Genomic DNA, 24,824 nt, shown 5'->3' with positions numbered 1-24,824 from the left:
ATTGAAAATTTCTCCTTTTTTTCTGTCGATTTTTCTCATGTTTTCTCCATAAAAAAGCCGAACTGCATAAACGCAAGCCCGGCCATTTTCAGGAAATTAATGGATACTACTTATGATTCATCATCAGCTTGCGCAACGCGGCAAAATCGGCGGGCAGATTATGAGAAAGCAGCGGTAATTCAGCTCGTTCTGCCAGCTCTTTTGGCAGCGCCAGCGATTCACCGAGAATCGCTTCCACACTCTCTTTAAACTTCGCCGGATGTGCGGTGCCAAGGAACAGACCATATTCGCCTGGATGCAACTGGTCACGCAGCGCACGGTAAGCCACAGCAGCGTGCGGTTCTGAGGTATAGCCCAGCTCTTTTAACTCACGCATCGTCTGTTGCGTGGTTTCATCATCCACCGCCGCATAACCCAGCTCTTTCAGTTGCCAGATTTTGCGGCGGAACAACTCTTCCACGCGCGGCCAGTTGTTCGGCTGACTCACGTCCATCGCGTTGGATAACGTCGCCTGGGTGGCTTTTGGCGACCACTGCCCGTCGTGCAGGAAACGCGGCACGGTATCGTTCACGTTGGTCGCAGCAATAAAACGCTTCACCGGCAGGCCAAGAGATTTCGCCAGCAGGCCTGCCGTCAAATCGCCGAAGTTACCGCTCGGCACCGAGACAACCAGCTGGTTGCGCGCTTCTTGCGGCAACTGCGCCACAGCTTCAAAGTAGTAGCAAATTTGCGCCAGCAAACGGCTGATGTTAATGGAGTTAGCGGAGTTTAACCCCAGCGCCACTTTCAGTTCTTCATCATCAAACGCCTGTTTCACCAGCGCCTGACAGGCATCGAAATCGCCGTCGATGGCAACGGTTTCAATATTGCCGCCCAGCGTACAGAACAGTTTTTCTTGCAGTGGACTGATTTTGCCTCGTGGATAGAGGATAACCACTTTCACATTCGGTAAACCGTAGAAAGCATGAGCCACTGCCGCTCCGGTATCACCGGAGGTCGCGGTCAGAATGGTCACTGGCTTATCGCCCGCAATATGGGTCAGCATTTGTGCCATAAAGCGACCACCGAAATCTTTAAATGCCAGCGTTGGCCCGTGGAACAATTCCAGACAACCGACATCGCTTTCAACATTGGCGACAGGAGCCGGGAAGGCAAACGCCGCGCGCACGCGCTCTTCCAGTGCATCCTGCGGGATCTCATCACCAATAAACGCGGCGAGGATCTTCGCGCTGCGAGTGACAAAATCCAGCTTCAGCATCTCATCAATTTCGGTCAGACTAAATTCCGGCAGGTCGTGCGGAAAAAACAGCCCCTGATTTTTGCCCAACCCCTGCGTTACGGCTTGCGCAAAACTGACCTGCTCGTTGTGATCTTTCAGATTGTAGAGTTTCATTTAGTTTTCCAGTACTCGTGCGCCCGCCGTATCCAGCCGGCAAATATGAACAAAACCTTCCTGATTTTGCAGGTAGTTCTTACCCAACCAGTCGGCAACGCGCTGGGCGGTATCCGGCTTGTCACACAGAGCGAACAATGTCGGACCGGAGCCGGAGATACCGCTCGCTACCGCGCCTATTTCCGCAACCGCCTGCCGCGACTGCCTGAAGCCTGGCAATAAACGTTCACGGTAGGGTTCAGCGATAACATCTTTCATCAGCTTCGCGGCAAGCTCAGGCTGACGGGAATAGCAGGCGTGAATGAAGCCCGCCAGATGTCGCCCGTGCGCAATGCAATCCTGGCGGCGATACTGCGCCGGTAATATAGCTCGAGCTTCTGCTGTCGAGACTTTAATCCCCGGATACGCCAGCACCCACAGCCACTCATCAAACCCCGGCACTTGCTGACTGATGATGCCATTTTCTTCGATCATCAACTGCATACCACCAAGAAAGCACGGTGCCACGTTGTCATAATGAATGCTGCCAGAGATACGCCCTTCCAGCTCGCCCATCAAAGCCAGCAAACGGGTATCATTGAGCGGCTTGCCGCAGTGTTCATTCATCGCTACCAGTGCCGCGACCACCGAACAGGCGCTGGAACCTAAACCAGAACCGATCGGCATATTCTTTTCCAGGGTCATCGCCACTGGAATTTGCTTGCCCAACTCCTGGCAAAAACGCTCCCAGCACTGATAAACGATATTTTCTCGTGGTTCTGACGGTAGCTTGTCGGCAAACCGTCCAAGGTTGTTGAGGCTGAATGTCTCTGCCGCCGCAACCGTCACCACATCCCCAAGCAACTCGCCATCAACAGGCGTTACCGCCGCGCCAAGCACATCAAACCCGACGCTCATATTGGCACTGGAAGCCGGAGCATAAACTTTAACCATGTCAGACTCCTAACTTCCATGAGAGGGTACGTAGCAGATCGGCAAAGACACCGGCAGCCGTAACGTCATTGCCCGCGCCGTATCCGCGCAGAACCAATGGCAGCGGCTGATAATAGTGGCTATAGAAGGCCAGGGCGTTTTCGCCATTTTTCACTTTGAACAGCGGATCGTTACCGTCCACTTCAGCAATTTTCACGCGGCAGACGCCATCGTCATCAATATTGCCAACATAGCGCAAAACTTTACCCTCATCACGAGCCTTCGCCACGCGCGCGGCAAAGAGATCGTCGAGCTGTGACAGATTCGCCATAAAAGCTGCAACATCACCCTCTGCGTTAAACTCTGCGGGCAGCACAGGTTCGATCTCGATATCCGCCAGCTCCAGTTCACGTCCAGTTTCACGGGCGAGAATCAACAGTTTGCGCGCCACATCCATACCAGAAAGATCATCACGCGGATCCGGTTCGGTATACCCCATTTCCCGCGCCAGCGTGGTCGCCTCAGAGAAACTCATGCCTTCGTCTAGCTTGCCGAAGATATAAGAAAGCGAACCAGAAAGAATGCCGGAGAATTTCATCAACTCATCACCTGCATTGAGCAGGTTTTGCAGATTCTCAATGACCGGTAATCCCGCACCGACGTTGGTGTCATAGAGGAATTTACGTCGCGATTTTTCCGCCGCATAACGCAACTGGTGGTAGTAATCCATCGACGAGGTGTTGGCCTTTTTGTTCGGCGTGACAACGTGGAAACCTTCGCGCAGGAAGTCGGCATATTGATCCGCCACCGCCTGGCTGGAGGTGCAGTCAACAATGACCGGGTTCAGCAGATGATATTCTTTCACCAGGCGAATTAAGCGCCCAAGGTTGAACGGCTCTTTGGCCTGCGCCAGCTCTTCCTGCCAGTTTTCCAGGTTAAGGCCATGCACATTGGTGAGCAGTGCCTTCGAGTTGGCAACGCCACAGACTCGTAAATCAATATGTTTGTTCTTCAGCCAGCTTTGCTGACGCTTCAGTTGCTCCAGCAGCGCGCCGCCAACGCCACCGACGCCAATCACAAACACTTCGATAACCTGATCGGTATTGAACAGCATCTGGTGGGTAACGCGCACGCCAGTCGTCGCGTCATCGTTATTTACCACGACAGAGATTGAGCGTTCAGAAGAACCCTGAGCAATGGCGACAATGTTGATATTGGCACGAGCCAGCGCGGCAAAGAATTTCGCCGAGATCCCACGCAGCGTGCGCATACCATCGCCCACCACCGAGATAATGGCCAGTCGTTCCGTCACCGCCAGCGGCTCCAGTAAACCTTCTTTCAGTTCAAGATAGAACTCTTCCTGCATTGCCCGTTCAGCTCGCACACAGTCGCTTTGTGGAACGCAGAAACTGATGCTGTATTCGGAAGACGATTGCGTAATCAGCACCACTGAAATGCGGGCGCGTGACATTGCTGCAAAGACGCGCGCCGCCATGCCGACCATCCCTTTCATTCCTGGACCGGAAACGCTGAACATTGCCATGTTATTCAGATTGGAAATGCCCTTGACCGGTAATTCGTCTTCATCACGGCTGGCACCGATGAGCGTCCCTGGCGCTTGTGGATTTCCGGTGTTTTTAATCAGGCAAGGGATCTGGAACTGAGCGATGGGGGTAATGGTGCGGGGGTGAAGAACTTTAGCGCCGAAGTAGGAAAGCTCCATCGCTTCCTGATAGGACATCGACTTTAACAACCTCGCATCGGGCACCTGACGCGGATCGCAGGTATAGACACCGTCGACATCCGTCCAGATCTCGCAACAATCGGCACGTAAACAGGCGGCCAGTACCGCAGCGGAGTAGTCGGAACCGTTACGTCCCAGCACCACCAGTTCGCCTTTTTCATTACCGGCGGTGAAACCTGCCATCAGCACCATGTGGTCAGCCGGAATGCGGCTTGCCGCAATACGGCGGGTGGACTCAGCAATATCGACGGTAGATTCGAGGTAATGACCGACTGCCAGCAGTTTTTCGACCGGATCGATAACGGTAACGTTATGTCCGCGCGCTTCCAGTACACCGGCCATAATGGCGATCGACATTTTTTCACCACGGCAGATCAACGCAGCGTTGATGCTGTCCGGGCACTGTCCCAACAGGCTGATACCATGCAGAACATGTTTAATTTGGGCAAATTCTTGATCGACGAACGTTTTCAGTTGCGCCAGCGGAAATCCCGGCTGGGCGGCGGCGAGTCCCGTCAGAAGTTCGGCAAAAATACGTTCGGCATCGCTGATATTGGGCAAAGCATCCTGGCCGCTAATCGTTTTTTCAATCATCGCCACCAGATGGTTGGTTATTTTGGCGGGAGCAGAGAGGACTGTAGCCACCTGCCCCTGCCTGGCATTGCTCTCCAGAATATCGGCAACCCGCAGAAAACGTTCCGCATTTGCCACTGATGTACCGCCGAACTTCAACACTCGCATGGTTGTTACCTCGTTACCTTTGGTCGAAAAAAAAGCCCGCACTGTCAGGTGCGGGCTTTTTTCTGTGTTTCCTGTACGCGTCAGCCCGCACCGTTACCTGTGGTAATGGTGATGGTGGTGGTAATGGTGGTGCTGATGCGTTTCATGGATGTTGTGTACTCTGTAATTTTTATCTGTCTGTGCGCTATGCCTATATTGGTTAAAGTATTTAGTGACCTAAGTCAATAAAATTTTAATTTACTCACGGCAGGTAACCAGTTCATAAGCTGCTGGCAGATGCTCTTTTTTAATCCATTCAGAGACAGATTTCCCGTTGCAGTCAGAATGAAAACCTAAAAACAACATGACGTGGCGTTTTTTATTTGGTGATATTTTTTTCAATATCATGCAACAAACGATGCAACATTGCGGTATCCCGTTGCTCTAAAAGCCCCAGACGTTGCTGTAACCAGTCGACCAGTTTTGTGTCATCTGCCACCGCTAACGTCGTTAACAACGACATGGCACGTTCGCGTAAAGCGCGCAGTTGATGTTGGTCTGCCGTTGCGTCACTTTTCGTCGGTTGTTGTATTAATGTTGCTAATTGATAGCAATAGACCATCACCGCCTGCCCCAGATTGAGCGAAGGGTAATCCGCCACCATTGGCACGCCGGTAAGAATATCAGCCAGTGCCAGTTCCTCGTTGGTCAGCCCGGAATCTTCACGACCAAAGACCAGCGCCACATGATTCATCCACGCCGATTTTTCTTCCAACAATGGCACCAGTTCCACCGGTGTCGCGTAGTAATGATATTTCGCCCGACTACGCGCTGTAGTGGCGACCGTGAAATCTACGTCATGTAACGATTCAGCCAGCGTCGGAAAAACTTTAATATTATCAATAATATCACCGGAGCCATGAGCAACCCATCGGGTGGCTGGCTCCAGGTGTGCCTGACTATCGACAATCCGCAGTTCGCTAAAACCCATCGTTTTCATTGCCCGCGCTGCTGCCCCAATATTTTCTGCTCTGGCGGGTGCAACCAGAATAATCGTCAAACGCATGTTGCTACTCTTCTTGACCAAATAACCGCGAATAGAGTGATGAATGTCAACTTACTGCGCGGAGAGAATTTACAAAATATTAACGCAAATCGCAGAAAAAGCCCTTTACTTAACTTAAAAAAAGCTAAACTATTTCTTGACTGTACTAACCGTTCAATTGTTAAAAAACGCTACATATCTTTCTGTTTACTTAGGATAATTTTATAAAAAATAAATCTCGACAATTGGATTCACCACGTTTATTAGTTGTAGGATGCAACTAGTTGGATTATTAAAATAATGTGACGAAAGCTAGCATTTAGATACGATGATTTCATCAAGCTGTTAACGTGCTACAATTGAACTTGATATATGTCAACGAAGCGTAGTTTTATTGGGTGTCCGGCACGTCTTAGCCTGTTATGTCGCTGTTAAAATGGTTAGGATGACAGCCGTTTTTGACACTGTCGGGTCCTGAGGGAAAGTACCCACGACCAAGCTAATGATGTTGTTGACGTTGATGGAAAGTGCATCAAGAACGCAATTACGTACTTTAGTCATGTTACGCCGATCATGTTAATTTGCAGCATGTATCAGGCAGGTCAGGGACTTTTGTACTTCCTGTTTCGATTTAGTTGGCAATTTAGGTAGCAAACATGCAGACCCCGCACATTCTTATCGTTGAAGACGAGTTGGTAACACGCAACACGTTGAAAAGTATTTTCGAAGCGGAAGGCTATGATGTTTTCGAAGCGACAGATGGCGCGGAAATGCATCAGATCCTCTCTGAATATGACATCAACCTGGTGATCATGGATATCAATCTGCCGGGTAAGAACGGTCTTCTGTTAGCGCGTGAACTGCGCGAGCAGGCGAATGTTGCGTTGATGTTCCTGACTGGCCGTGACAACGAAGTCGATAAAATTCTCGGCCTCGAAATCGGTGCAGACGATTACATCACCAAACCGTTCAACCCGCGTGAACTGACTATCCGTGCACGCAACCTGCTGTCTCGTACCATGAATCTGGGTACTGTCAGCGAAGAACGTCGTAGCGTTGAAAGCTACAAGTTCAATGGTTGGGAACTGGACATCAACAGCCGTTCGTTGATCGGCCCTGATGGCGAGCAGTACAAACTGCCGCGCAGCGAGTTCCGCGCCATGCTTCACTTCTGTGAAAACCCAGGCAAAATTCAGTCCCGTGCTGAACTGCTGAAGAAAATGACCGGCCGTGAGCTGAAGCCGCACGACCGTACTGTAGACGTGACAATCCGTCGTATTCGTAAGCATTTCGAATCTACGCCGGATACGCCGGAAATCATCGCCACCATTCACGGTGAAGGTTATCGTTTCTGCGGTGATCTGGAAGATTAATCGGTTTACCACCGTCAAAAAAACGGCGCTTTTTAGCGCCGTTTTTATTTTTCAACATTATTTCCAGATGCGTAACTCATCGTCTGTTGTGACTTCTTTACTGGTTTTCATTTTCGGTAGTGAAAATGCATACCAGTCGATATCACGTGTCACAAACATCATGCCAGCCAGCGCCACCACCAGCACACAGGTTCCCAACAACAGCGCGCTATCGGCAGAATTCAGCAGTCCCCACATCACGCCATCCAGCAACAACAGCGCGAGAGTAAACAACATGCTGTTGCGCCAGCCTTTTAATACTGCCTGCAAGTAAATACCGTTCATTAACGCCCCAATCAGACTGGCGATTATCCATGCCACGGTAAAACCGGTATGTTCAGAAAGCGCCAGCAAGAGCAAATAAAACATCACCAATGACAGCCCTACCAGCAAATATTGCATCGGGTGTAAACGCTTTGCCGTTAATGTTTCAAAGACAAAGAAGGCCATAAAAGTTAGCGAGATCAGCAAAATGGCGTACTTGGTCGCCCGATCCGTTAATTGATACTGATCGGCTGGCGTAGTGACTGCGACGCTAAACGCCGGGAAATTTTCCCAGCCGCTATCATTGCCTGAAGCAAAACGCTCACCGAGATTATTAGCAAACCAGCTACTTTGCCATTGCGCCTGAAAACCGGATGCACTTAACTCCCGTTTCGTTGGCAAAAAATCGCCTAAAAAACTGGGGTGCGGCCAGTTGCTGGTTAAGGTCATCTCGCTATTACGTCCCGTCGGCACCACAGAAAAATCACCAGTACCGCTTAAATTCAGCGCCATATTCAGCTTCAGGTTCTGCTTCAGCCAGTCTCCTTCGGGTAAAGGGATATGCACGCCCTGCCCGCCTTGCTCTAACCCGGTGCCAGGTTCAATGCTCAGCGCAGTTCCGTTAAGTTCAGGCGCTTTCACCACGCCAATGCCACGCGCATCACCAACGCTAATCACGATAAACGGCTTGCCTAAGGTGATATTTGGCGCATTAAGTTCGCTAAGACGCGAAACGTCAAAATCGGCTTTCAGCGTTAAATCACTGTGCCAGACCTGGCCGGAATAAATACCGATCTTGCGTTCTTCCACGTTCTGATTGCCATCAACCATCAACGACTCAGGTAACCAAAAATGGATAAAACTTCGTTTCCGCTCCACGGTTTTATCCTCTTCCTGCACCGTATAAAGCTCGGTCACAGGAATAGCGATGAGCGGCCCAACGAGTTTTTGCGGTCCGCTGGTGCTTTGGCGAATCGCATCTTCCACATCGCTCCGGTAATCGGCACGTTCGACAATCACCTGCCGAATCAACATTAATGGAATTAACAACAGCAACACCGTGCCAAACAAAGTGGTCATTTTCCAGAACAGGGGGGATTTCAACATAGTCTTCTCCTTTGCAATGACGGCAGTGTATGAAGGCTATGTGAGAAGAATTTGAAGTTATGTGAAGTGACGGTGAAGCCGAAGCGAGGCCAGCACACCGCTTTCCGGCATGTTGTGCAGCGTGACTTCGCCATTGAGCAAACGGGCAACTTCGCTGACAAACGCCAGCCCAAGACCACTGCTTTTTTGCCCATTTGCACGCGGTAAAGAGTAAAAGCGTTCAAAAATGCGCGACAGCGCGTAGTCAGGAATGCCACTGCCGGTATCCTGCACCTTAAGCGTAACTTGCTCCTCATCTGCCACAGCACTAAGCGTTATGCAGCCATGATCGGGAGTAAAATCGATGGCGTTATCCAGTAAATTCCCCAGCGCCTGCTCCAGTAACGCAGGTTCAGCAGCAACCTTAACCTCTGTAGGCATAACATGCAGAGTGATATTTTTTTCTGCCAACTGCACGGTGCGCGCTTCGCTGATGCGGTTAAATAATGCCGCTACGTCAACCGCAGAAAGAACCACTTCCTGGCGATTCTCCAGTCTTGCCTGGCGTAATAACGTTTCTACCAGTGCCTGCATTCGCGCATTTTGCGTCAAAATATTATCGGTAAAGCGAGCCACCACTTCTGGCGGCGGGCCTTCACGTAAAATTTCCGCTGCGCCACGAATCGCCGCCAGTGGGCTTTTTAGCTCATGAGTTAATGCGTAAACATACTGCTCAATATAGTTTTTCCCTTCCAGCTTCACGCGCATACTTTCCAGAGCCTGCGCTAACTTACGCAGCTCGCTACTGCCGAGTTCAGGGAGAGGAACGGGTTTATTGTCGGTAACGGAATCAGCATAGCGGGTGAGTCGGGCAATGGAGCGGTTGATCCACCAAACCATTCCCGCGCCAATCACCAGCGCAATCCCCAGCAAAATGGTACTCGCCCATAAAATTCGTCGCTCGCTGCGTTTAATGACCGGTGCCATCGCCGCGTTCGGTTTGCCTACGCTCAAAACGCCAATAAGCCGTGAACCGTCCATAATCGGCGCGGCGACATACATCACAGAACTTTCGGGGTCGGCAGGATTTTGCAACGTGCTGCGCGCACCATACTGACCACGCAACGTTAGCCAGACATCATTCCAGCGGGAATAATCCTGTCCCACGGCTTTGTTTGCCGAATCGAACAATACTTTGCCCTGCGCATCAGTCATATAGACATGGTATTCATTGCGCACTTTGTTAATGCCGCCGATATTGGCGCGAAACGGGCGATTTTGTAGCTGGTTAAACGCCTGCGCCAGTTGTCCATGCTCGGGGTCACCAGAGAGCAAATCGGGACGCGCCAGCTCCGCCAGCAACGTTGCGGTGTCGATCAGCGTACCTTCCGTCGCCCTTCGCACACCCGGTTTAACTTCTTTGACAAAAATTGCCAGTACGAACCAGGCTGCCACCGCCACCAGTAAAAAATAGCCCAGCAACAGGCGCATCCCGATGCGCATTACAGGCTCCTCAGGCTGTATCCCATTCCGCGATGAGTATTAATTGGCGAAAGGTCGGGATTTATAGCGCGCAGTTTGGCGCGCAGCGTTTTGATGTGAGTATCGACAGTGCGATCGTAAGTGTCCTGTGCATCTTCCCAGACGCTATCCATCAATTGCTGGCGTGACCAGACGCGGCCTGGCGACTTGAGTAACGTTTTCAACAACAGAAATTCGTACCGCGTCAGCGTTAATGGCGTGTCAAACCAGCTGATCTGCGCCGCAGGTTCATTCAGTTCAAAATGACCAATACGGATGACGGGAGACGGCGTAGAAAACTTCTTCACCCGACGCAGTAAGGTGCGCACCCTGGCGCACACTTCGCGAGGTGAAAACGGTTTAGCCACGTAGTCGTCAGCGCCAATCTCCAGCCCAAGCAGGCGATCCACCTCTTCACTACGGGCGGTCAGAAACAGTACAGGCAACGCAGGATGGAGCGCCAGCAACTGGCGACACAGTTCGAAACCGCTAATATCAGGCAGGCCGACATCGAGAATGATAACGTCAGGAACCTGCAGGCGCGCTTTATCCAGCGCCGGTAAGCCCCGTTCAAAGAACTCGACGGCAAAACCTTCCTGCTGCAACATGTAGACCAGCGTGTCGGCTATCCCTTGCTCGTCTTCCACTAACCAGACCGTTTCCCGTTGCATAAATCGCCTCTGTTATTGTCGCCACGGCATGACAGGAACGGCGCTGATGGCATTTTTCGGTGAACCATCGACAACTTTGTCGGAGTAAGCCAGGTAAGCGAGCGCGTTGCGTTTGGCGTCATAGAAACGCACGACCTGTAACGACTTAAAGACCAGAGAAGTCCGTTTTTTGAACACGACTTCGCCTTGAGCTTTGCCGTTTTTAATGCGATCCGACAGTTCAATCGGCCCTACCTGCTGGCAGGAAATGGCCGCATCGGAAGTATCTTCCGCCAGACCTAATCCCCCTTTAATACCGCCGGTTTTCGCCCGACTCACATAACAAGTGACATTTTTTACATCGGGATCGTCAAAGGCTTCCACGACAATTTTGTGATCCGGGCCGATCATTTTAAATACGGTGTCGACCGAACCAATTTCTTCCGCATGAGCCAATGGTCCCAGCATTATCAGGCTTAAGGACAAGATCAAATGCTTGTATTTCATATTGTTACCATTTTTATAAGTTACACTGAGCAATTAGTTCGTCATGATAAATAACATATTGATTAAGAACAAAAACTCAATATTTTTATCTCCGTCAAGACCTAAAACATACTCTGCTAAGAAAAAAAACACTGAATGCTAAAACAACAAAAAATGCTATTATCCAATTACCTGATGTCAGGTGCTCGTTGTTGAAAGGATGAGGATATTTTATGGATCAGGCCGGCATTATTCGCGACCTTTTAATCTGGCTGGAAGGTCATCTGGATCAGCCCCTGTCGCTCGACAATGTAGCGGCGAAAGCAGGTTATTCCAAGTGGCACTTACAGAGAATGTTTAAAGATGTCACTGGCCATGCTATTGGCGCGTATATTCGTGCTCGTCGTTTGTCGAAATCGGCGGTCGCACTACGCCTGACTGCGCGTCCGATTCTGGATATCGCGCTGCAATACCGCTTCGACTCTCAACAGACATTTACCCGCGCATTCAAGAAGCAGTTTGCCCAGACTCCCGCACTTTACCGCCGTTCTCCTGAATGGAGCGCCTTTGGTATTCGCCCGCCGCTGCGTCTGGGTGAATTTACCATGCCAGAGCACAAATTTGTCACCCTGGAAGATACGCCGCTGATTGGTGTTACCCAGAGCTACTCCTGTTCGCTGGAGCAAATCTCTGATTTCCGCCACGAAATGCGCTACCAGTTCTGGCACGATTTTCTCGGCAACTCGCCAACCATTCCACCAGTGCTTTACGGTTTGAACGAAACGCGTCCAAGCCAGGATAAAGATGACGAGCAAGAAGTGTTTTACACCACGGCTCTGGCTCGGGATCAAGCTGACGGCTATGTACTGACGGGACATCCGGTACTGTTGCAGGGTGGCGACTATGTGATGTTTACCTACGAAGGTCTGGGAACCGGCGTGCAGGAGTTTATTCTGACGGTATACGGAACCTGTATGCCGATGCTCAACCTGACCCGCCGTAAAGGTCAGGATATTGAGCGATACTACCCGGCAGAAGATGCCAAAGCGGGTGATCGCCCAATTAATCTGCGCTGCGAGCTGCTTATTCCAATACGTCGTTAACGCTGTAGCTCGTCTAATGCAGGGGCGTCCAGATGCGAGATGTCCCCTGCGGTTTCAACTACCCAGCCAGATGCCAGCCACAGGCTTTCCTGATAATCCACGCGCGAAATAGAACAGTTACGCAGACGTAAGCGGCGTTCTGCCCATGCCGGTAAGCCCAGAATGGTACTCACCAGGCATCCCAGCGCGATACCGTGACTCACCAGCAGTGGTCGACTTCCCGGTGGTAAATCCCGACAAGATTCCAGTGCTGCGTTAACGCGATCGCTAAGTTCCTGCATCGACTCGCCTTCAGGAATACGCCCGTCAACGGTGCCATTGACGAGCTGACGACGCCAGTTCTCTTCTTCTTCAGTCAGAGAGTCAATGTGTCTTTTCTCCAGCACGCCCATATTTAACTCACGCAAGCGGGAATCAAAGATGATGTCACAACCACAAGCCTGGGCGATGATTTCCGCCGTACGCCGGGTGCGGCCTAAATCACTACTGATGATATGCGTAATGCCAAGCTCTTTGGCACGGTTCGCCACCTGCATTGCCTGTTGCTCACCTTTTGCAGTCAGCGGGCTGTCAGACTGGCCCTGAATACGTCGCTCGGCGTTCCACTGTGTTTCACCGTGGCGGACAAGGTATACCTGTAACATGCTTTTTTTCCGTATACTGCTTTAACGTTAATTTTGTGAGTAATCCTGATTATGCACCATGTTGTCTGTGCGACCACCAATCCCGCTAAAATTCAGGCCATTCTGCAGGCATTTCACGAGATCTTCGGTGAAGGATCCTGCCACATTGAGTCCGTTGCCGTCGAGAGCGGCGTACCGGAACAGCCCTTTGGCAGTGAGGAAACGCGCGCTGGCGCACGAAATCGGGTAGCAAATTCTCGTCGTTTACGCCCAGAGGCTGATTTTTGGGTAGCAATTGAAGCGGGTATTGATGGTGACAGCACCTTCAGTTGGGTGGTGATTGAAAACGCGAGCCAGCGCGGTGAAGCGCGTTCGGCAACTTTGCCGTTACCTGCGGTGATTCTGGAGAAAGTGCGTGAGGGCGAGGCGCTTGGCCCCGTGATGTCGCGTTATACCGGCATTGATGAGATTGGCCGTAAAGAGGGCGCGATCGGCGTGTTTACCGCCGGGAAACTCACCCGCGCCAGCGTCTATCACCAGGCGGTGATCCTGGCGCTAAGTCCGTTTCATAATGCGGTATATCAGCCATTGTAGGACGGATAAGGCGTTCACGACGCATCCGGCATTCGGTGCGCAATGCCTGATGCGACGCTGACGCGTCTTATCAGGCCTACAAAATCAATCGCTTTTCAGCAGCACTTCTTCCAGCCACTGGCGCAACTCGACAGGCGCGGCTTTCAGACTGTTAGATCCACGAGTAATGGTCGCAATGCCCGCGCCGAGTTCGTTTTTTAACTCACGCTGGCTCATTTCACCGCGCAACAACTCTTCTACGATACGCACGCGAGTCCCCAACGCTTCGCGCTCATCCGGCGTCAGCATCAGGTTTAGCAACGGTAAATGGAGATCGTTTTCGTAGGCATTCTTAAGCAGGTCAACAAAACGTAACCACTCCTGGTGACGCTGTTCTGCCATCGCTGCTGAATAGGGTGATTGTTGAGCCATAGTGTGTCGCCATTGTTAGCGGGGGAAGCCTGATGCCTCCCCCGGTTGTACTCGCAAAAGAGTACGATAGCATATCATAAACGGGCGGTTCAGTAACGACGCCCCCATTCTGTGGCGCTCAAAAGCGTCGGTTTATCGCCCATGAAATAGCGATAGTACGCGTCATAAGCCAGCACGTTCTTCACATAACCGCGCGTCTCGGAGAACGGGATACTCTCGACAAACGCCACCGCGTCGATACGTCCGGCGCTGTTGCCAAGCCAGGTACGCACTCTCCCTGGTCCCGCGTTATAGGCTGCCGATGAGAAAATACGGTTATTACCAAACTGCTGATAAACATATTGCAGGTAACTGGTGCCAATGTTGATGTTCGTTTCCGGATCAAGCAATTGTCCTGGGCTGCTGTAACCTGGAATTGAGAACATCTTCACCGTATGGGTCGCTGTGCCAGGCATAATCTGCATCAGGCCGCTGGCGCCTACCGGCGACTTCACTTTCGGATTCCAGGCGCTCTCCTGGCGGACAATCGCCATTGCATAGCTTTGCGGGATATCTTTGCCATTGGTGTAGCGTTTGAAAAGATCGTTGTAGGCCAGCGGGAATCGCTCTTCCAGATGATCCCACAGCTTCCCGGCGATCGTTGCCTGAACGCTAAGATCCCACCATTGGTTATTGAAAGCATATCGCGCCAGTTGAGCCTGCTCTGCTTTTGACTTGCTCTTCACAAGATTGGCCCACTCGCTACGCGCGGTATTATCGAGATTCCAGTACATCAACTCGCGCACGCGCGCCATCTCCGACCCCTGAGTCAGGGCGCTGTCAACATTCTGCGGCGCTTTATCAATCTTCAGCTCATACTCTTCGCCGATCCGCTGTGCAGCAACCATCGGGTAGAAACCACGCTGTTGCATGAGTTGATGCAAAATCTCTTTTGCTTCCGCTTCACGACCGCGTTCCAGCAATAAATCCGCCTGCCAGTAACGCCATTCATCTTTCTCTTTCGCTTCCATCGGCAAGCGTGCCAGCCAGGTATTCAGGCCAGAACGGTCGCCAGTGCCAAGCGCCATCCGCACGCGTCGTTCAATTAACGACGTGGATTGCGAACGCATAATGGCGTCATCGCGCCATTTCGCCTGCTCGTCGGTGACGTCGTTGCCCATCAGACGCCAGGCGACGATATCGCGTAGCTCCTGAATCTGATCTTCATTAAGCTGCTGCGCCTGGGCAAGCGACGGGATCATCAACCGTGCGTTTTCTGCATCCTGGCGCGCCACGCTGGCAAACGCCACCGCTGCCATCTGGCGGGTAAAATCAGTCGCTCCGGTAGTACGCGCGAAGGTCAGCACTGTATTAGGATCGTTCGCCAGCGAAATAATCGCCGAGGCGATAGTTTGATAATCGGCAGGCATCTGCCCTGCGAGTACCGTCACCAGCCCGGTATTGCCCGCTTTCATCGCCAGGCGGATACGCTCTAAATAAGCCAGTGGTTCTTGCTTACCGGACGCGCGCCAGACGCTAAACAACTTATCGCAAGCGTTAGGCTGACTCTTTCCGGTTAGCCAAAGTTCTTTCGCCCCCTGCCAGGCTTCTTCGCTCTGCCCGATATTCCATTTCGCATAGTAATAATTACATTGCGCTTCGGTAGTCCCTGGTTTTTCCGGGCTAAAAGCTAACAGACCACGCCAGTCTTCACGCCGCGCCAGTTCATTGACGAAGCGAGATTGTAGCGTGCGAGCGGGAGGAAGCGTGGGGTTAGCGCGAACAAAGTTAGTGACCTTGACCGCCGGTTGATTCATCAGGTCATCGGTAATCTGGCGGTATTCCAGGTAGGGATAAAGCGGATAATCCTTCAGTCCAGGCATCATTTGTTCGACCACATCCATTTGTCGATTATCCCAGGCCTGCTTGATTTGCGCGTAACGGCTACGCTGCTCATCCAGTGAGTCGGCTCGCGCCACGCTGCTGACCGTCAGCAGACAGACACCGGCAGCCAACAGCCGCCAGGTAACTTGTTTGGCTTTTTCCACAAGCGCATCCTCTAAGTGTAAATACATCAATGCAGCGTCATGCCGCCTAATAGATTTATGCTAACCAGTCATTGCCGTTTGTGCCACGTTATGGACACTTTTTTACTTTTACTGCGAGGGTGATCGACCGGCTGGGATTAGATAAGGAAACAGGCTACACTTCGCCTTTGAAAACTCATCATCACGATAAACATAGAGGCGAAGTCCAACGTGGCTCAATTCGTTTATACCATGCATCGTGTCGGCAAAGTTGTTCCGCCGAAACGTCATATTTTGAAAAACATCTCTCTGAGTTTCTTCCCTGGGGCAAAAATCGGCGTCCTGGGTCTGAACGGCGCCGGTAAATCTACCCTGCTGCGCATTATGGCGGGCATCGATAAAGACATCGAAGGCGAAGCGCGTCCGCAGCCGGATATCAAGATTGGTTATCTGCCGCAGGAACCGCAGCTGAACCCGGAACACACCGTGCGTGAGTCCATTGAAGAGGCGGTTTCTGAAGTGGTTAACGCCCTGAAACGTCTGGATGAAGTGTATGCGTTATACGCCGATCCGGATGCCGATTTTGACAAGCTGGCCGCTGAACAAGGCCGTCTGGAAGAGATCATTCAGGCTCACGACGGTCATAACCTGAACGTGCAACTGGAACGTGCAGCAGATGCGCTGCGTCTGCCGGACTGGGAGGCGAAAATCGCTAACCTCTCCGGTGGTGAGCGTCGTCGCGTGGCGTTGTGCCGCCTGCTGCTGGAAAAACCAGACATGCTGCTGCTCGACGAACCAACTAACCACCTGGATGCCGAATCCGTAGCGTGGCTGGAACGCTTCCTGCACGACTTCGAAGGCACCGTTGTGGCGATTACCCACGACCGTTACTTCCTCGATAACGTTGCGGGCTGGATCCTCGAACTTGACCGTGGCGAAGGTATTCCGTGGGAAGGTAACTACTCCTCCTGGCTGGAGCAGAAAGATCAGCGTCTGGCGCAGGAAGCTTCGCAAGAAGCAGCACGTCGTAAGTCGATTGAAAAAGAGCTGGAGTGGGTACGTCAGGGGACTAAAGGCCGTCAGTCGAAAGGTAAAGCACGTCTGGCGCGCTTTGAAGAGCTGAACAACACCGAATATCAGAAACGTAACGAAACCAACGAACTGTTTATTCCACCTGGACCGCGTCTGGGCGATAAAGTGTTGGAAGTCAGCAACCTGCGTAAATCCTACGGCGATCGCCTGCTGATTGACTCCCTGAGCTTCTCGATCCCGAAAGGGGCAATCGTCGGGATCATCGGGCCGAACGGTGCGGGTAAATCGACCCTGTTCCGTATGATCTCTGGTCAGGAACAGCCGGACAGCGGCACCATCACTTTAGGTGAAACGGTGAAACTGGCGTCTGTTGATCAGTTCCGTGACTCAATGGATAACAGCAAAACCGTTTGGGAAGAAGTTTCCGGCGGACTGGATATCATGAAGATCGGTAACACCGAGATGCCGAGCCGTGCCTACGTAGGCCGCTTTAACTTTAAAGGGGTTGATCAGGGTAAACGCGTTGGCGAACTTTCCGGTGGTGAGCGCGGTCGTCTGCATCTGGCGAAGCTGCTGCAGGTTGGCGGCAACATGCTGCTGCTCGACGAACCGACCAACGATCTGGATATCGAAACCCTGCGTGCGCTGGAAAACGCCCTGCTGGAGTTCCCGGGCTGCGCGATGGTTATCTCGCACGACCGTTGGTTCCTCGACCGTATCGCGACGCACATTCTGGATTACCAGGATGAAGGTAAAGTCGAGTTCTTCGAAGGTAACTTTACCGAGTACGAAGAGTACAAGAAACGCACGCTGGGCGCAGATGCGCTGGAGCCGAAGCGTATCAAGTACAAGCGTATTGCGAAGTAATGCGTAAAATGCCGGATGCGGCGTGAACGCCTTATCCGGCCTACAAGCCCAGCGATTTCAATACGTTGCGAAACAGTAGGCCTGATAAGACGCGTCAGCGTCGCATCAGGCATTGGGTCTTAACCCTGCTCCCCCATCATCTCCCGCACCAGCTCCACGCAGCGCAGGAAACGGCTGTCGTAATCGTCCTCTTCAACCCGCACAAATTCGATATTGTTCTCTTCCAGCATCTCCACCAGCAGATTCTGGAACTCTTTACGATCCACCGAACTACCGAGGCTGCGTAAACCATCCGCCACCCACGGCGTGTTGTTCTCCAGCAGGATCACCAGATCAAAACGGTATTCATCGATCAGCGCCTGCACGAACGGATGCTCACGCCCTTCGTACTTTTTGCAGAACGCCTGCGTTGTCACAAAATCGGTGTCGATAAACGCCACTTTATTGGCATATTTAACTGCAAAATCAATATATTGTGCGTGACCCAGCGCGATTTTATCGTAGTCGGAATACTGCAACGCAATCTCATCTCCGCCAAGGTGTGAAAAGACATAATCACGACCAAACTCCCACGCACTGGTGGTGTTGAAGATGTTGGCGAGTTTGTTTACCAGGGTAGATTTACCGCTCGACTCGCCGCCGAGGATCGCCACGGTGCGCACAAAGAACGGCTTCACTTCGGTAGGAATATATTCCCAGTAGCGGAACGGGTTTTCGCGGATCTGCGCACCGCTGATACTCATAAAGGTACGTTTCGGATCGACAAGCACCGTTTCGATCCCCAGATGCTCCAGGTACTGTGGTGCGTCGGTCTCTTCCGAGGTGTAGATCAGATCCGGCTGAATGCCTTTTTCAGCCATAAACTTTTTGATGCCGTTGCTCCACACATCCCAACCGTGCGGATACGGCTCCATGCCCTCTTCGTTGAAAGCATGAATGCGGATATTTTTCTGATATTTAAAGGTTTGCAATAACCAGCGCAGACGATCCGGCACCGTGGGCTGCTGCGACATGGCGCTGTCTTCAAACAACGCGCGGTCGCGAGTATCGTCAAAGCCCATAATGATATGCAGCTCATCAACCTGGCTACAGGCGCGCTGGATAAGGTAGATATGTCCGGTATGCAGCGGGTAGAACTTACCGAATACCACACCAATGGTTTTCTTCTGTCGGGGAAACTCAAGCCCCAAAAAACGGTGCAACGCCTCCAGCTTTTGTGCGCTGGGGCTTTTGATTTTGGCATTCAGTAACTGGCTTAAATACCCTTTGGTCATACCGCTGGCATCAGCAACCTGCTGTAACGTGCAGCCTTGTTGCTTAATAGCGGTTTTCAGGTAATCAAATGACGACATATCTCCCTCCGTATCTCTCATTATAAGTCGTCGAACACGCTAAGCGCGTCGGAGAGTTTTTTAACGCCAAAAATCTGCATCCCTTCCGGCGCTTTTTTCGGCACGTTGGCCGCCGGAACAATCGCCCGGCGAAAACCGTGTTTCGCCGCTTCAGAGATTCGTTCCTGACCGCTGGGCACCGGGCGGATCTCCCCTGCCAGCCCCACTTCGCCAAACACCACCAGATCCTGCGGCAGCGGCCTGTCGCGCAGGCTGGAAACCATCGCCAGCAGTAACGCTAAATCGGCACTGGTTTCGGTCACCTTCACACCGCCGACCACGTTAACAAACACATCCTGATCGGCCATTTGCAGACCGCCATGACGGTGCAGCACCGCCAGCAGGATCGCCAGACGGTTTTGTTCCAGCCCGACCGCCACGCGGCGTGGGTTCGCCATCATCGAGTGATCGACCAGCGCCTGAATCTCCACCAGCAGCGGGCGCGTCCCTTCCCATACCACCATCACTGAACTGCCAGAGGTCACTTCATCGCCACGGCTTAAGAAGATTGCCGAAGGATTGCTGACTTCACGCAGCCCCTGTTCGGTCATCGCAAAGACGCCCAGCTCATTCACCGCGCCGAAGCGGTTTTTATGGCTGCGTAAGGTGCGAAAACGGGAGTCGGCATCGCCATCCAAAAGCACCGAACAGTCGATACAGTGTTCCAGCACTTTCGGGCCAGCCAGCGAGCCATCTTTGGTTACGTGCCCAACCATGACAATCGCCACGCCGCGCGTTTTGGCGAAGCGCGTCAGATAAGCCGCCGTTTCACGCACCTGCGCCACGCTGCCAGGCGATGACTGAACATCCGCCATATGCATCACCTGGATCGAGTCAATTACCATCAGCTTCGGTTGCTCTTCTTCGGCAATCAGGCAGATCTGCTCGATGCTGGTTTCCGACAACATATTGAGATTGTCAGTCGGCAGGCCGAGACGATGAGCGCGCATTGCCACCTGTTGCAGCGACTCTTCGCCAGTGACATACAGCGTTTTCATCTGCTGCGCCAGTTTGCACAGCGTTTGCAGCAGCAGCGTGGATTTACCGGCACCAGGGTTACCGCCAATCAGAATGGCGCTTCCCGGCACCACCCCGCCGCCTAATACGCGGTCGAACTCTTTAAATCCGGTAGAAAAACGCGGCAATTCCTCAAGGCTGATATCGGAGAGTTTCTGGACTTTCGCCACTCCGGCGCTACCGGCATAGCCACTGAGACGCTCGTTACGCGCCACCGTTGGCGACGCAGCAAGACGCACCTCGGTGATGGTGTTCCAGGCATGACAGGCGCTGCACTGCCCTTGCCAGCGCGGATAATCTGCCCCGCATTCATTACAAACAAAGGCGCGTTTTGGAGCTTTTGCCACGGTGTACCTCGTTAATGCTGTGCCGCCCGCAGGATGACGGGCGTGCAATTACTTCTGATTCAGGCTGCCGGAGAGGATGCAGAACACCCCCATCAGGTCAGCGTGACGGATGGTGACTTCCGTCTTTTCATTCACTTTTGGCTTGGCATGGTAGGCAATCCCCAGCCCTGCCGCTTTGATCATCGGCAGGTCGTTGGCACCATCGCCAATCGCCACGGTCTGCGCCAGCGAGATTTCATACTCCTGTGCCAGTCGGGTCAGGGTATTAGCTTTGTACTGCGCGTCTACGATGTCGCCGATCACATTGCCGGTAAATTTACCGTCCATGATCTCCAGTTCATTAGCTACCACGGCGGTCAGGCGCAGCTTGTCGCGCAGGTATTCGGCAAAGAAGGTGAAGCCGCCGGAGGCAATCGCCACTTTCCAGCCCAGCGTTTCCAGTTTGAGTACCAGCTGCGTTAAGCCTGGCATCAACGGCAGATTTTCACGTACCTGAAGCAAAATGTTCGCGTCAGCGCCTTTCAGCGTCGCCACGCGACTGCGCAGGCTGGCGGTAAAATCAAGTTCTCCACGCATCGCCCGTTCTGTCACTTCCGCCACCATCTCGCCCGTTCCGGCCAGTTTGGCAATTTCATCAATACATTCAATCTGGATGGCGGTGGAATCCATGTCCATCACCAGCAAACCCGGCGTGCGCAGGTGCGGGATTTTCCCCAGCGGCGCGACATCCAGCTGCGCTTCGTGGGCCAGGCGTGTAGCCCGTGCGGTGAGTGAACCTGCCAGACGAATCACCTGATAATCTTCCACGCACCAGGCGGCAACAATCACCATCGCCGCACCCAGTTTGCTCTGGTATTGGGTCAGACGTTGTTTATCCAGCCCACGACCATACAGCAGCCAGCCGCTACGACCTGCGTGGTAATCCAGTGGCATCACTTCATCACCACTTAATGAAAGAGGCAGACCCGGCCATAAAGAGACATCTTCAGGCAGGTCGCACCAGGTAATGTTAGGCATTAAGGCTCCTGTAAAATCGTTCGAAGCAGGGAAAATAACGCATGAGGCTACCTTGTATCCATTGCTTCTGGCAACATTAAGTCTCAAATTTTCAAAGGGTGGAAGATGGCTCGCACAAAACTGAAATTCCGGCTGCATCGGGCAGTGATTGTCCTGTTCTGTCTTGCCTTGTTAGTGGCGCTGATGCAGGGGGCGTCATGGTTTAGTCAAAACCACCAGCGACAGCGTAATCCACAGCTGGAAGAACTGGCCCGCACCCTGGCGCGTCAGGTGACGCTGAACGTTGCACCGCTGATGCGTACCGACTCACCGGATGAAAAACGCATTCAGGCGATCCTCGATCAGTTAACGGATGAAAGCCGCATCCTCGACACGGGTGTGTATGACGAACAAGGCGATCTTATCGCACGTTCTGGCGAAAGCGTCGAAGTGCGCGACCGGCTGGCGCTCGACGGTAAAAAAGCAGGCGGCTATTTTAACCAGCAGATTGTCGAGCCAATTGCGGGTAAAAACGGCCCGCTCGGCTATCTGCGCCTGACACTCGACACCCATACGCTCGCCACCGAAGCCCAACAGGTGGATAACACCACTAACATTTTACGCCTGATGTTGCTGCTCTCACTGGCAATCGGCGTAGTGCTGACCCGCACGTTGTTGCAGGGTAAGCGCACCCGCTGGCAGCAATCTCCCTTCCTGTTAACCGCCAGCAAACCGGTGCCGGAAGAGGAAGAAGGCGAGAAAAAAGAGTGACCCATTACTACAAGAAAGGAAATCGTTATGTCCACATTACGCCTGCTCATCTCTGACTCTTACGACCCGTGGTTTAACCTGGCGGTGGAGGAATGTATTTTTCGCCAGATGCCCGCCACGCAGCGCGTTCTGTTTCTCTGGCGCAATGCCGACACCGTGGTGATTGGTCGCGCGCAGAACCCGTGGAAAGAGTGTAATACCCGGCGGATGGAAGAAGATAACGTCCGACTGGCGCGGCGCAGTAGCGGCGGCGGCGCGGTGTTCCACGATCTCGGTAATACCTGTTTTACCTTTATGGCTGGCAAGCCGGAGTACGATAAAACCATCTCCACGTCGATTGTGCTCAATGCGCTGAACGCGCTCGGCGTCAGCGCCGAAGCGTCCGGACGTAACGATCTGGTGGTGAAAACCGCCGAAGGCGACCGAAAAGTCTCAGGCTCAGCCTATCGCGAAACCAAAGATCGCGGCTTCCACCACGGCACCTTGCTACTCAATGCTGACCTTAGCCGTCTGGCAAACTATCTCAACCCGGATAAAAAGAAACTGGCGGCGAAAGGCATTACCTCGGTACGTTCCCGCGTGACCAATCTGACCGAATTGCTGCCGGAAATTACCCATGAGCAGGTTTGCGAGGCCATAACCGAGGCCTTTTTCGCCCATTATGGCGAGCGCGTGGAAGCGGAAATCATCTCCCCGGACAAAACGCCAGACCTGCCGAACTTCGCCGAAACCTTTGCCCGTCAGAGTAGCTGGGAGTGGAACTTCGGTCAGGCTCCGGCGTTCTCGCATCTGCTGGATGAACGCTTTACCTGGGGCGGCGTAGAACTGCATTTCGACGTTGAAAAAGGCCATATCACCCGCGCCCAGGTGTTTACCGACAGCCTCAACCCCGCGCCGCTGGAAGCCCTCGCCGGGCGACTGCAAGGCTGCCTGTACCGCGCGGATATGCTGCAACAAGAGTGCGAAGCTCTGTTGGTCGACTTCCCTGAACAGGAAAAAGAGCTACGGGAATTGTCAGCGTGGATGGCTGGGGCTGTGCGGTAACTACGCGCCCATGCGGGCAACTTTCTCTTCGATTTGCCGGATTTTTTCCGGCATTTCTTGCGCAATGTGGCGAAACGCCTCGCTGATACGCGGATCTCCGGCGACCGTTTGCCAGAACTGCTGCGCCAGCGGGATCGCCGTTAACCATGCGCTTTTACTGACGTTAAGATCAAACTTCACCTCAATGGCAGCATCTCGCAACATTCCGGCGCTGTTTGGCGCATAAGCCATCGGCAGCATGTCGTAGACGGGCGTCAGCGCAAATGGCGGTTCAGATAAATAAAACGATAAATTGCCTGCATGCATATCACTGTTAGCGATAAGTCGCCCAAACGCCCAGATCACTTCTGTTTGCGCCACGCTCTCATGGGTGGCAAGTTGTTGCTCACACAAACGGCGCATTGCCTCCGGCCACGATCCCGGAGAAGAGATAAACTCACTTTGCACCGCCTCCAGCGACACAATGGGCAAGCGACCATCGTTACCTTTGCAGTCAAAGCGTTCCGCTTCAAGGAATACCTGCCTGTTACTTGTTACAAGCACCGTTGACTGGCTGGCGTAGATCCCGCCAGCGCGCAGGATTTGCGCGGCAATAGATTCCGCAATAAGCAGGTCACCCCAACGTTGGCTGACTGCGGTTTGCTGCGGCACGGTGAATTTCACCAACACATGTTTATTGCCTGACGGCGTTTGTGCATAGCAGGTAAATTTTGGCTGCTCACCGCCCGCAGAAGAACCCACAATTTCTCCTGCCAGTGCGTCATGTGCCAGTTGTTCATAGCGGATGAGTTTTTCATCCAGAGTAATTGCCGCAGGGCGTTGTGCAGTAATCCATTGCTGATAATTCCCCTCCCCGACCAGCCAGCCGCCGGTATATTCACCGCTAAATACGGTCAGGGCGTAGAGCACCTCTTCTTCCTGCCAGAGACGGATATCTTCGGTCAGATTCAGTTGCGCGGCTAACTTCCTGCCCCACGCGCGCCCTAAAAAACCCTGTGGTCGGAGATCGGTCAAATACCAGGGCAAACCATCAAACCACTGTTCGTCGCCATCTGCGCCTGTTACCAGACAACTTCCCTGCGGCCAGCACAACCGGATGTCGGCGAATTTATGCGCCTTTCCGGCAGCGTCCACTCGCCAGACGGGAATACGTTCTATTCCGCGATAAGGCCGCAGCAGTACATATCGCGTTGCCCGTGCTTTACCAAAGCGAATCACCCGATCTTCTCTGGCAACAAGGCGTGAGAACGTCGCCTGACTGATTGCCAGACGCTGGCGCAATTCCGGGGCAGAACGCGGCCCTTGCAGTAAAAGATCGGTCAGTTCTCTCATTAATGAATAGATTCGTGAATAGATACTTGAATAGATTTATTAACACATTTCACTGAA

The 24,824-nt window shown here is 52.7% G+C and carries 23 protein-coding genes and 1 other annotated feature; of the genes, 6 read left to right on the top strand and 17 right to left on the bottom strand.

Features of this window, described 5'->3' with window-relative positions:
* Positions 1-106 precede the first annotated feature (106 nt).
* From thrC to yjjY, 6 genes are all read right to left on the bottom strand, one after another.
* Positions 107-1,393 (bottom strand): threonine synthase, encoded by a 1,287-nt coding sequence (gene thrC, locus FC814_RS12045; RefSeq protein WP_137325986.1) that lies wholly within the window; start codon positions 1,391-1,393, stop codon positions 107-109.
* Positions 1,394-2,326 carry a homoserine kinase gene (gene thrB, locus FC814_RS12040; RefSeq protein WP_000241673.1) on the bottom strand — a complete coding sequence of 311 codons (933 nt, stop codon included), beginning with the start codon at positions 2,324-2,326 and terminating at the stop codon, positions 1,394-1,396. It abuts the gene before it with no gap.
* Position 2,327: 1 nt separating this feature from the next.
* Positions 2,328-4,790 (bottom strand): bifunctional aspartate kinase/homoserine dehydrogenase I, encoded by a 2,463-nt coding sequence (thrA, locus tag FC814_RS12035; RefSeq protein ID WP_085460296.1) that lies wholly within the window; start codon positions 4,788-4,790, stop codon positions 2,328-2,330.
* A gap of 25 nt (positions 4,791-4,815) precedes the next feature.
* Positions 4,816-4,935: a sequence feature (Thr leader region), on the bottom strand.
* A complete protein-coding gene (gene thrL, locus FC814_RS12030) occupies positions 4,871-4,936 on the bottom strand; it encodes a thr operon leader peptide (RefSeq protein WP_001386572.1) in 66 nt (21 codons plus the stop codon). (Overlaps the previous feature by 65 nt.)
* Positions 4,937-5,148: 212 nt before the next feature.
* The gene (locus FC814_RS12025; RefSeq protein ID WP_085460295.1) at positions 5,149-5,835 is read right to left on the bottom strand and encodes a tRNA/rRNA methyltransferase; all 687 of its coding nucleotides are present in this window, start codon (positions 5,833-5,835) and stop codon (positions 5,149-5,151) included.
* A 399-nt stretch (positions 5,836-6,234) separates the two neighbouring features.
* On the bottom strand, positions 6,235-6,375 hold the full coding sequence (gene yjjY, locus FC814_RS12020) for a protein YjjY (protein WP_001303782.1): 141 nt from the start codon (positions 6,373-6,375) through the stop codon (positions 6,235-6,237).
* Positions 6,376-6,470: 95 nt separating this feature from the next.
* On the opposite strand from yjjY, the gene arcA reads away from it, so the two are divergent.
* Complete coding sequence (gene arcA, locus FC814_RS12015) at positions 6,471-7,187, top strand: two-component system response regulator ArcA (protein WP_001194358.1); 717 nt, start codon at positions 6,471-6,473, stop codon at positions 7,185-7,187.
* 57 nt (positions 7,188-7,244) lie between these two features.
* On the opposite strand, the gene creD is transcribed toward arcA, so the two are convergent.
* From creD to creA, 4 genes are read right to left on the bottom strand one after another with little or no spacing between them, the layout of a single operon-like run.
* Positions 7,245-8,597 (bottom strand): cell envelope integrity protein CreD, encoded by a 1,353-nt coding sequence (gene creD, locus FC814_RS12010; RefSeq protein ID WP_000920370.1) that lies wholly within the window; start codon positions 8,595-8,597, stop codon positions 7,245-7,247.
* A gap of 57 nt (positions 8,598-8,654) precedes the next feature.
* Positions 8,655-10,079 (bottom strand): two-component system sensor histidine kinase CreC, encoded by a 1,425-nt coding sequence (gene creC / locus FC814_RS12005; RefSeq protein ID WP_085460294.1) that lies wholly within the window; start codon positions 10,077-10,079, stop codon positions 8,655-8,657.
* A complete protein-coding gene (gene creB, locus FC814_RS12000) occupies positions 10,079-10,768 on the bottom strand; it encodes a two-component system response regulator CreB (protein ID WP_001188653.1) in 690 nt (229 codons plus the stop codon). Before creB ends, creC begins: the two co-directional genes overlap by 1 nt.
* A gap of 12 nt (positions 10,769-10,780) precedes the next feature.
* Positions 10,781-11,254 (bottom strand): protein CreA, encoded by a 474-nt coding sequence (gene creA, locus FC814_RS11995; RefSeq protein WP_000875485.1) that lies wholly within the window; start codon positions 11,252-11,254, stop codon positions 10,781-10,783.
* A 212-nt stretch (positions 11,255-11,466) separates the two neighbouring features.
* On the opposite strand from creA, the gene robA reads away from it, so the two are divergent.
* The gene (gene robA / locus FC814_RS11990; RefSeq protein WP_000371672.1) at positions 11,467-12,336 is read left to right on the top strand and encodes an MDR efflux pump AcrAB transcriptional activator RobA; all 870 of its coding nucleotides are present in this window, start codon (positions 11,467-11,469) and stop codon (positions 12,334-12,336) included.
* On the opposite strand, the gene gpmB is transcribed toward robA, so the two are convergent.
* Entirely contained in the window at positions 12,333-12,980 is a 648-nt protein-coding gene (gene gpmB, locus FC814_RS11985; protein WP_000942335.1) for a 2,3-diphosphoglycerate-dependent phosphoglycerate mutase GpmB, read from the bottom strand. The genes robA and gpmB overlap by 4 nt on opposite strands.
* Before the next feature lie 51 nt (positions 12,981-13,031).
* On the opposite strand from gpmB, the gene yjjX reads away from it, so the two are divergent.
* Positions 13,032-13,553 carry an inosine/xanthosine triphosphatase gene (gene yjjX, locus FC814_RS11980; protein ID WP_032224345.1) on the top strand — a complete coding sequence of 174 codons (522 nt, stop codon included), beginning with the start codon at positions 13,032-13,034 and terminating at the stop codon, positions 13,551-13,553.
* Between the two features lie 84 nt (positions 13,554-13,637).
* Here the strand turns inward: yjjX and trpR are convergent, their stop codons facing one another.
* Both trpR and sltY read right to left on the bottom strand, forming a co-directional pair.
* Positions 13,638-13,964 (bottom strand): trp operon repressor, encoded by a 327-nt coding sequence (gene trpR, locus FC814_RS11975; protein WP_000068670.1) that lies wholly within the window; start codon positions 13,962-13,964, stop codon positions 13,638-13,640.
* An 89-nt stretch (positions 13,965-14,053) separates the two neighbouring features.
* Complete coding sequence (gene sltY / locus FC814_RS11970; protein ID WP_137325985.1) at positions 14,054-15,991, bottom strand: murein transglycosylase; 1,938 nt, start codon at positions 15,989-15,991, stop codon at positions 14,054-14,056.
* Between the two features lie 210 nt (positions 15,992-16,201).
* Here sltY and ettA point away from each other — a divergent pair, with 210 nt between their 5' ends.
* Positions 16,202-17,869 carry an energy-dependent translational throttle protein EttA gene (gene ettA / locus FC814_RS11965; RefSeq protein WP_000046760.1) on the top strand — a complete coding sequence of 556 codons (1,668 nt, stop codon included), beginning with the start codon at positions 16,202-16,204 and terminating at the stop codon, positions 17,867-17,869.
* A 119-nt stretch (positions 17,870-17,988) separates the two neighbouring features.
* On the opposite strand, the gene nadR is transcribed toward ettA, so the two are convergent.
* From nadR to serB, 3 genes are read right to left on the bottom strand one after another with little or no spacing between them, the layout of a single operon-like run.
* Positions 17,989-19,221 (bottom strand): multifunctional transcriptional regulator/nicotinamide-nucleotide adenylyltransferase/ribosylnicotinamide kinase NadR, encoded by a 1,233-nt coding sequence (nadR, locus tag FC814_RS11960; protein ID WP_000093820.1) that lies wholly within the window; start codon positions 19,219-19,221, stop codon positions 17,989-17,991.
* A 20-nt stretch (positions 19,222-19,241) separates the two neighbouring features.
* Positions 19,242-20,624 carry a DNA repair protein RadA gene (gene radA / locus FC814_RS11955; RefSeq protein ID WP_001029698.1) on the bottom strand — a complete coding sequence of 461 codons (1,383 nt, stop codon included), beginning with the start codon at positions 20,622-20,624 and terminating at the stop codon, positions 19,242-19,244.
* 48 nt (positions 20,625-20,672) lie between these two features.
* On the bottom strand, positions 20,673-21,641 hold the full coding sequence (gene serB / locus FC814_RS11950; protein WP_137325984.1) for a phosphoserine phosphatase: 969 nt from the start codon (positions 21,639-21,641) through the stop codon (positions 20,673-20,675).
* Between the two features lie 105 nt (positions 21,642-21,746).
* On the opposite strand from serB, the gene FC814_RS11945 reads away from it, so the two are divergent.
* The gene (locus FC814_RS11945; protein ID WP_137325983.1) at positions 21,747-22,391 is read left to right on the top strand and encodes a YtjB family periplasmic protein; all 645 of its coding nucleotides are present in this window, start codon (positions 21,747-21,749) and stop codon (positions 22,389-22,391) included.
* A gap of 27 nt (positions 22,392-22,418) precedes the next feature.
* Positions 22,419-23,435: a lipoate--protein ligase LplA gene (gene lplA, locus FC814_RS11940; protein WP_001550572.1), complete on the top strand. Its 1,017-nt coding sequence runs from the start codon at positions 22,419-22,421 to the stop codon at positions 23,433-23,435.
* Here the strand turns inward: lplA and yjjJ are convergent, their stop codons facing one another.
* Positions 23,436-24,767: a type II toxin-antitoxin system HipA family toxin YjjJ gene (gene yjjJ, locus FC814_RS11935; protein ID WP_105290156.1), complete on the bottom strand. Its 1,332-nt coding sequence runs from the start codon at positions 24,765-24,767 to the stop codon at positions 23,436-23,438.
* Positions 24,768-24,824 lie beyond the last annotated feature (57 nt).

Origin of the sequence: Escherichia sp. MR (assembly GCF_005280595.1) — a bacterium.
Classification (GTDB): Bacteria; Pseudomonadota; Gammaproteobacteria; order Enterobacterales; family Enterobacteriaceae; genus Escherichia; species Escherichia ruysiae.
The sequence above is the reverse complement of the archived record's forward strand: the minus strand, read 5'-3'. Positions and strand labels throughout refer to the sequence as shown.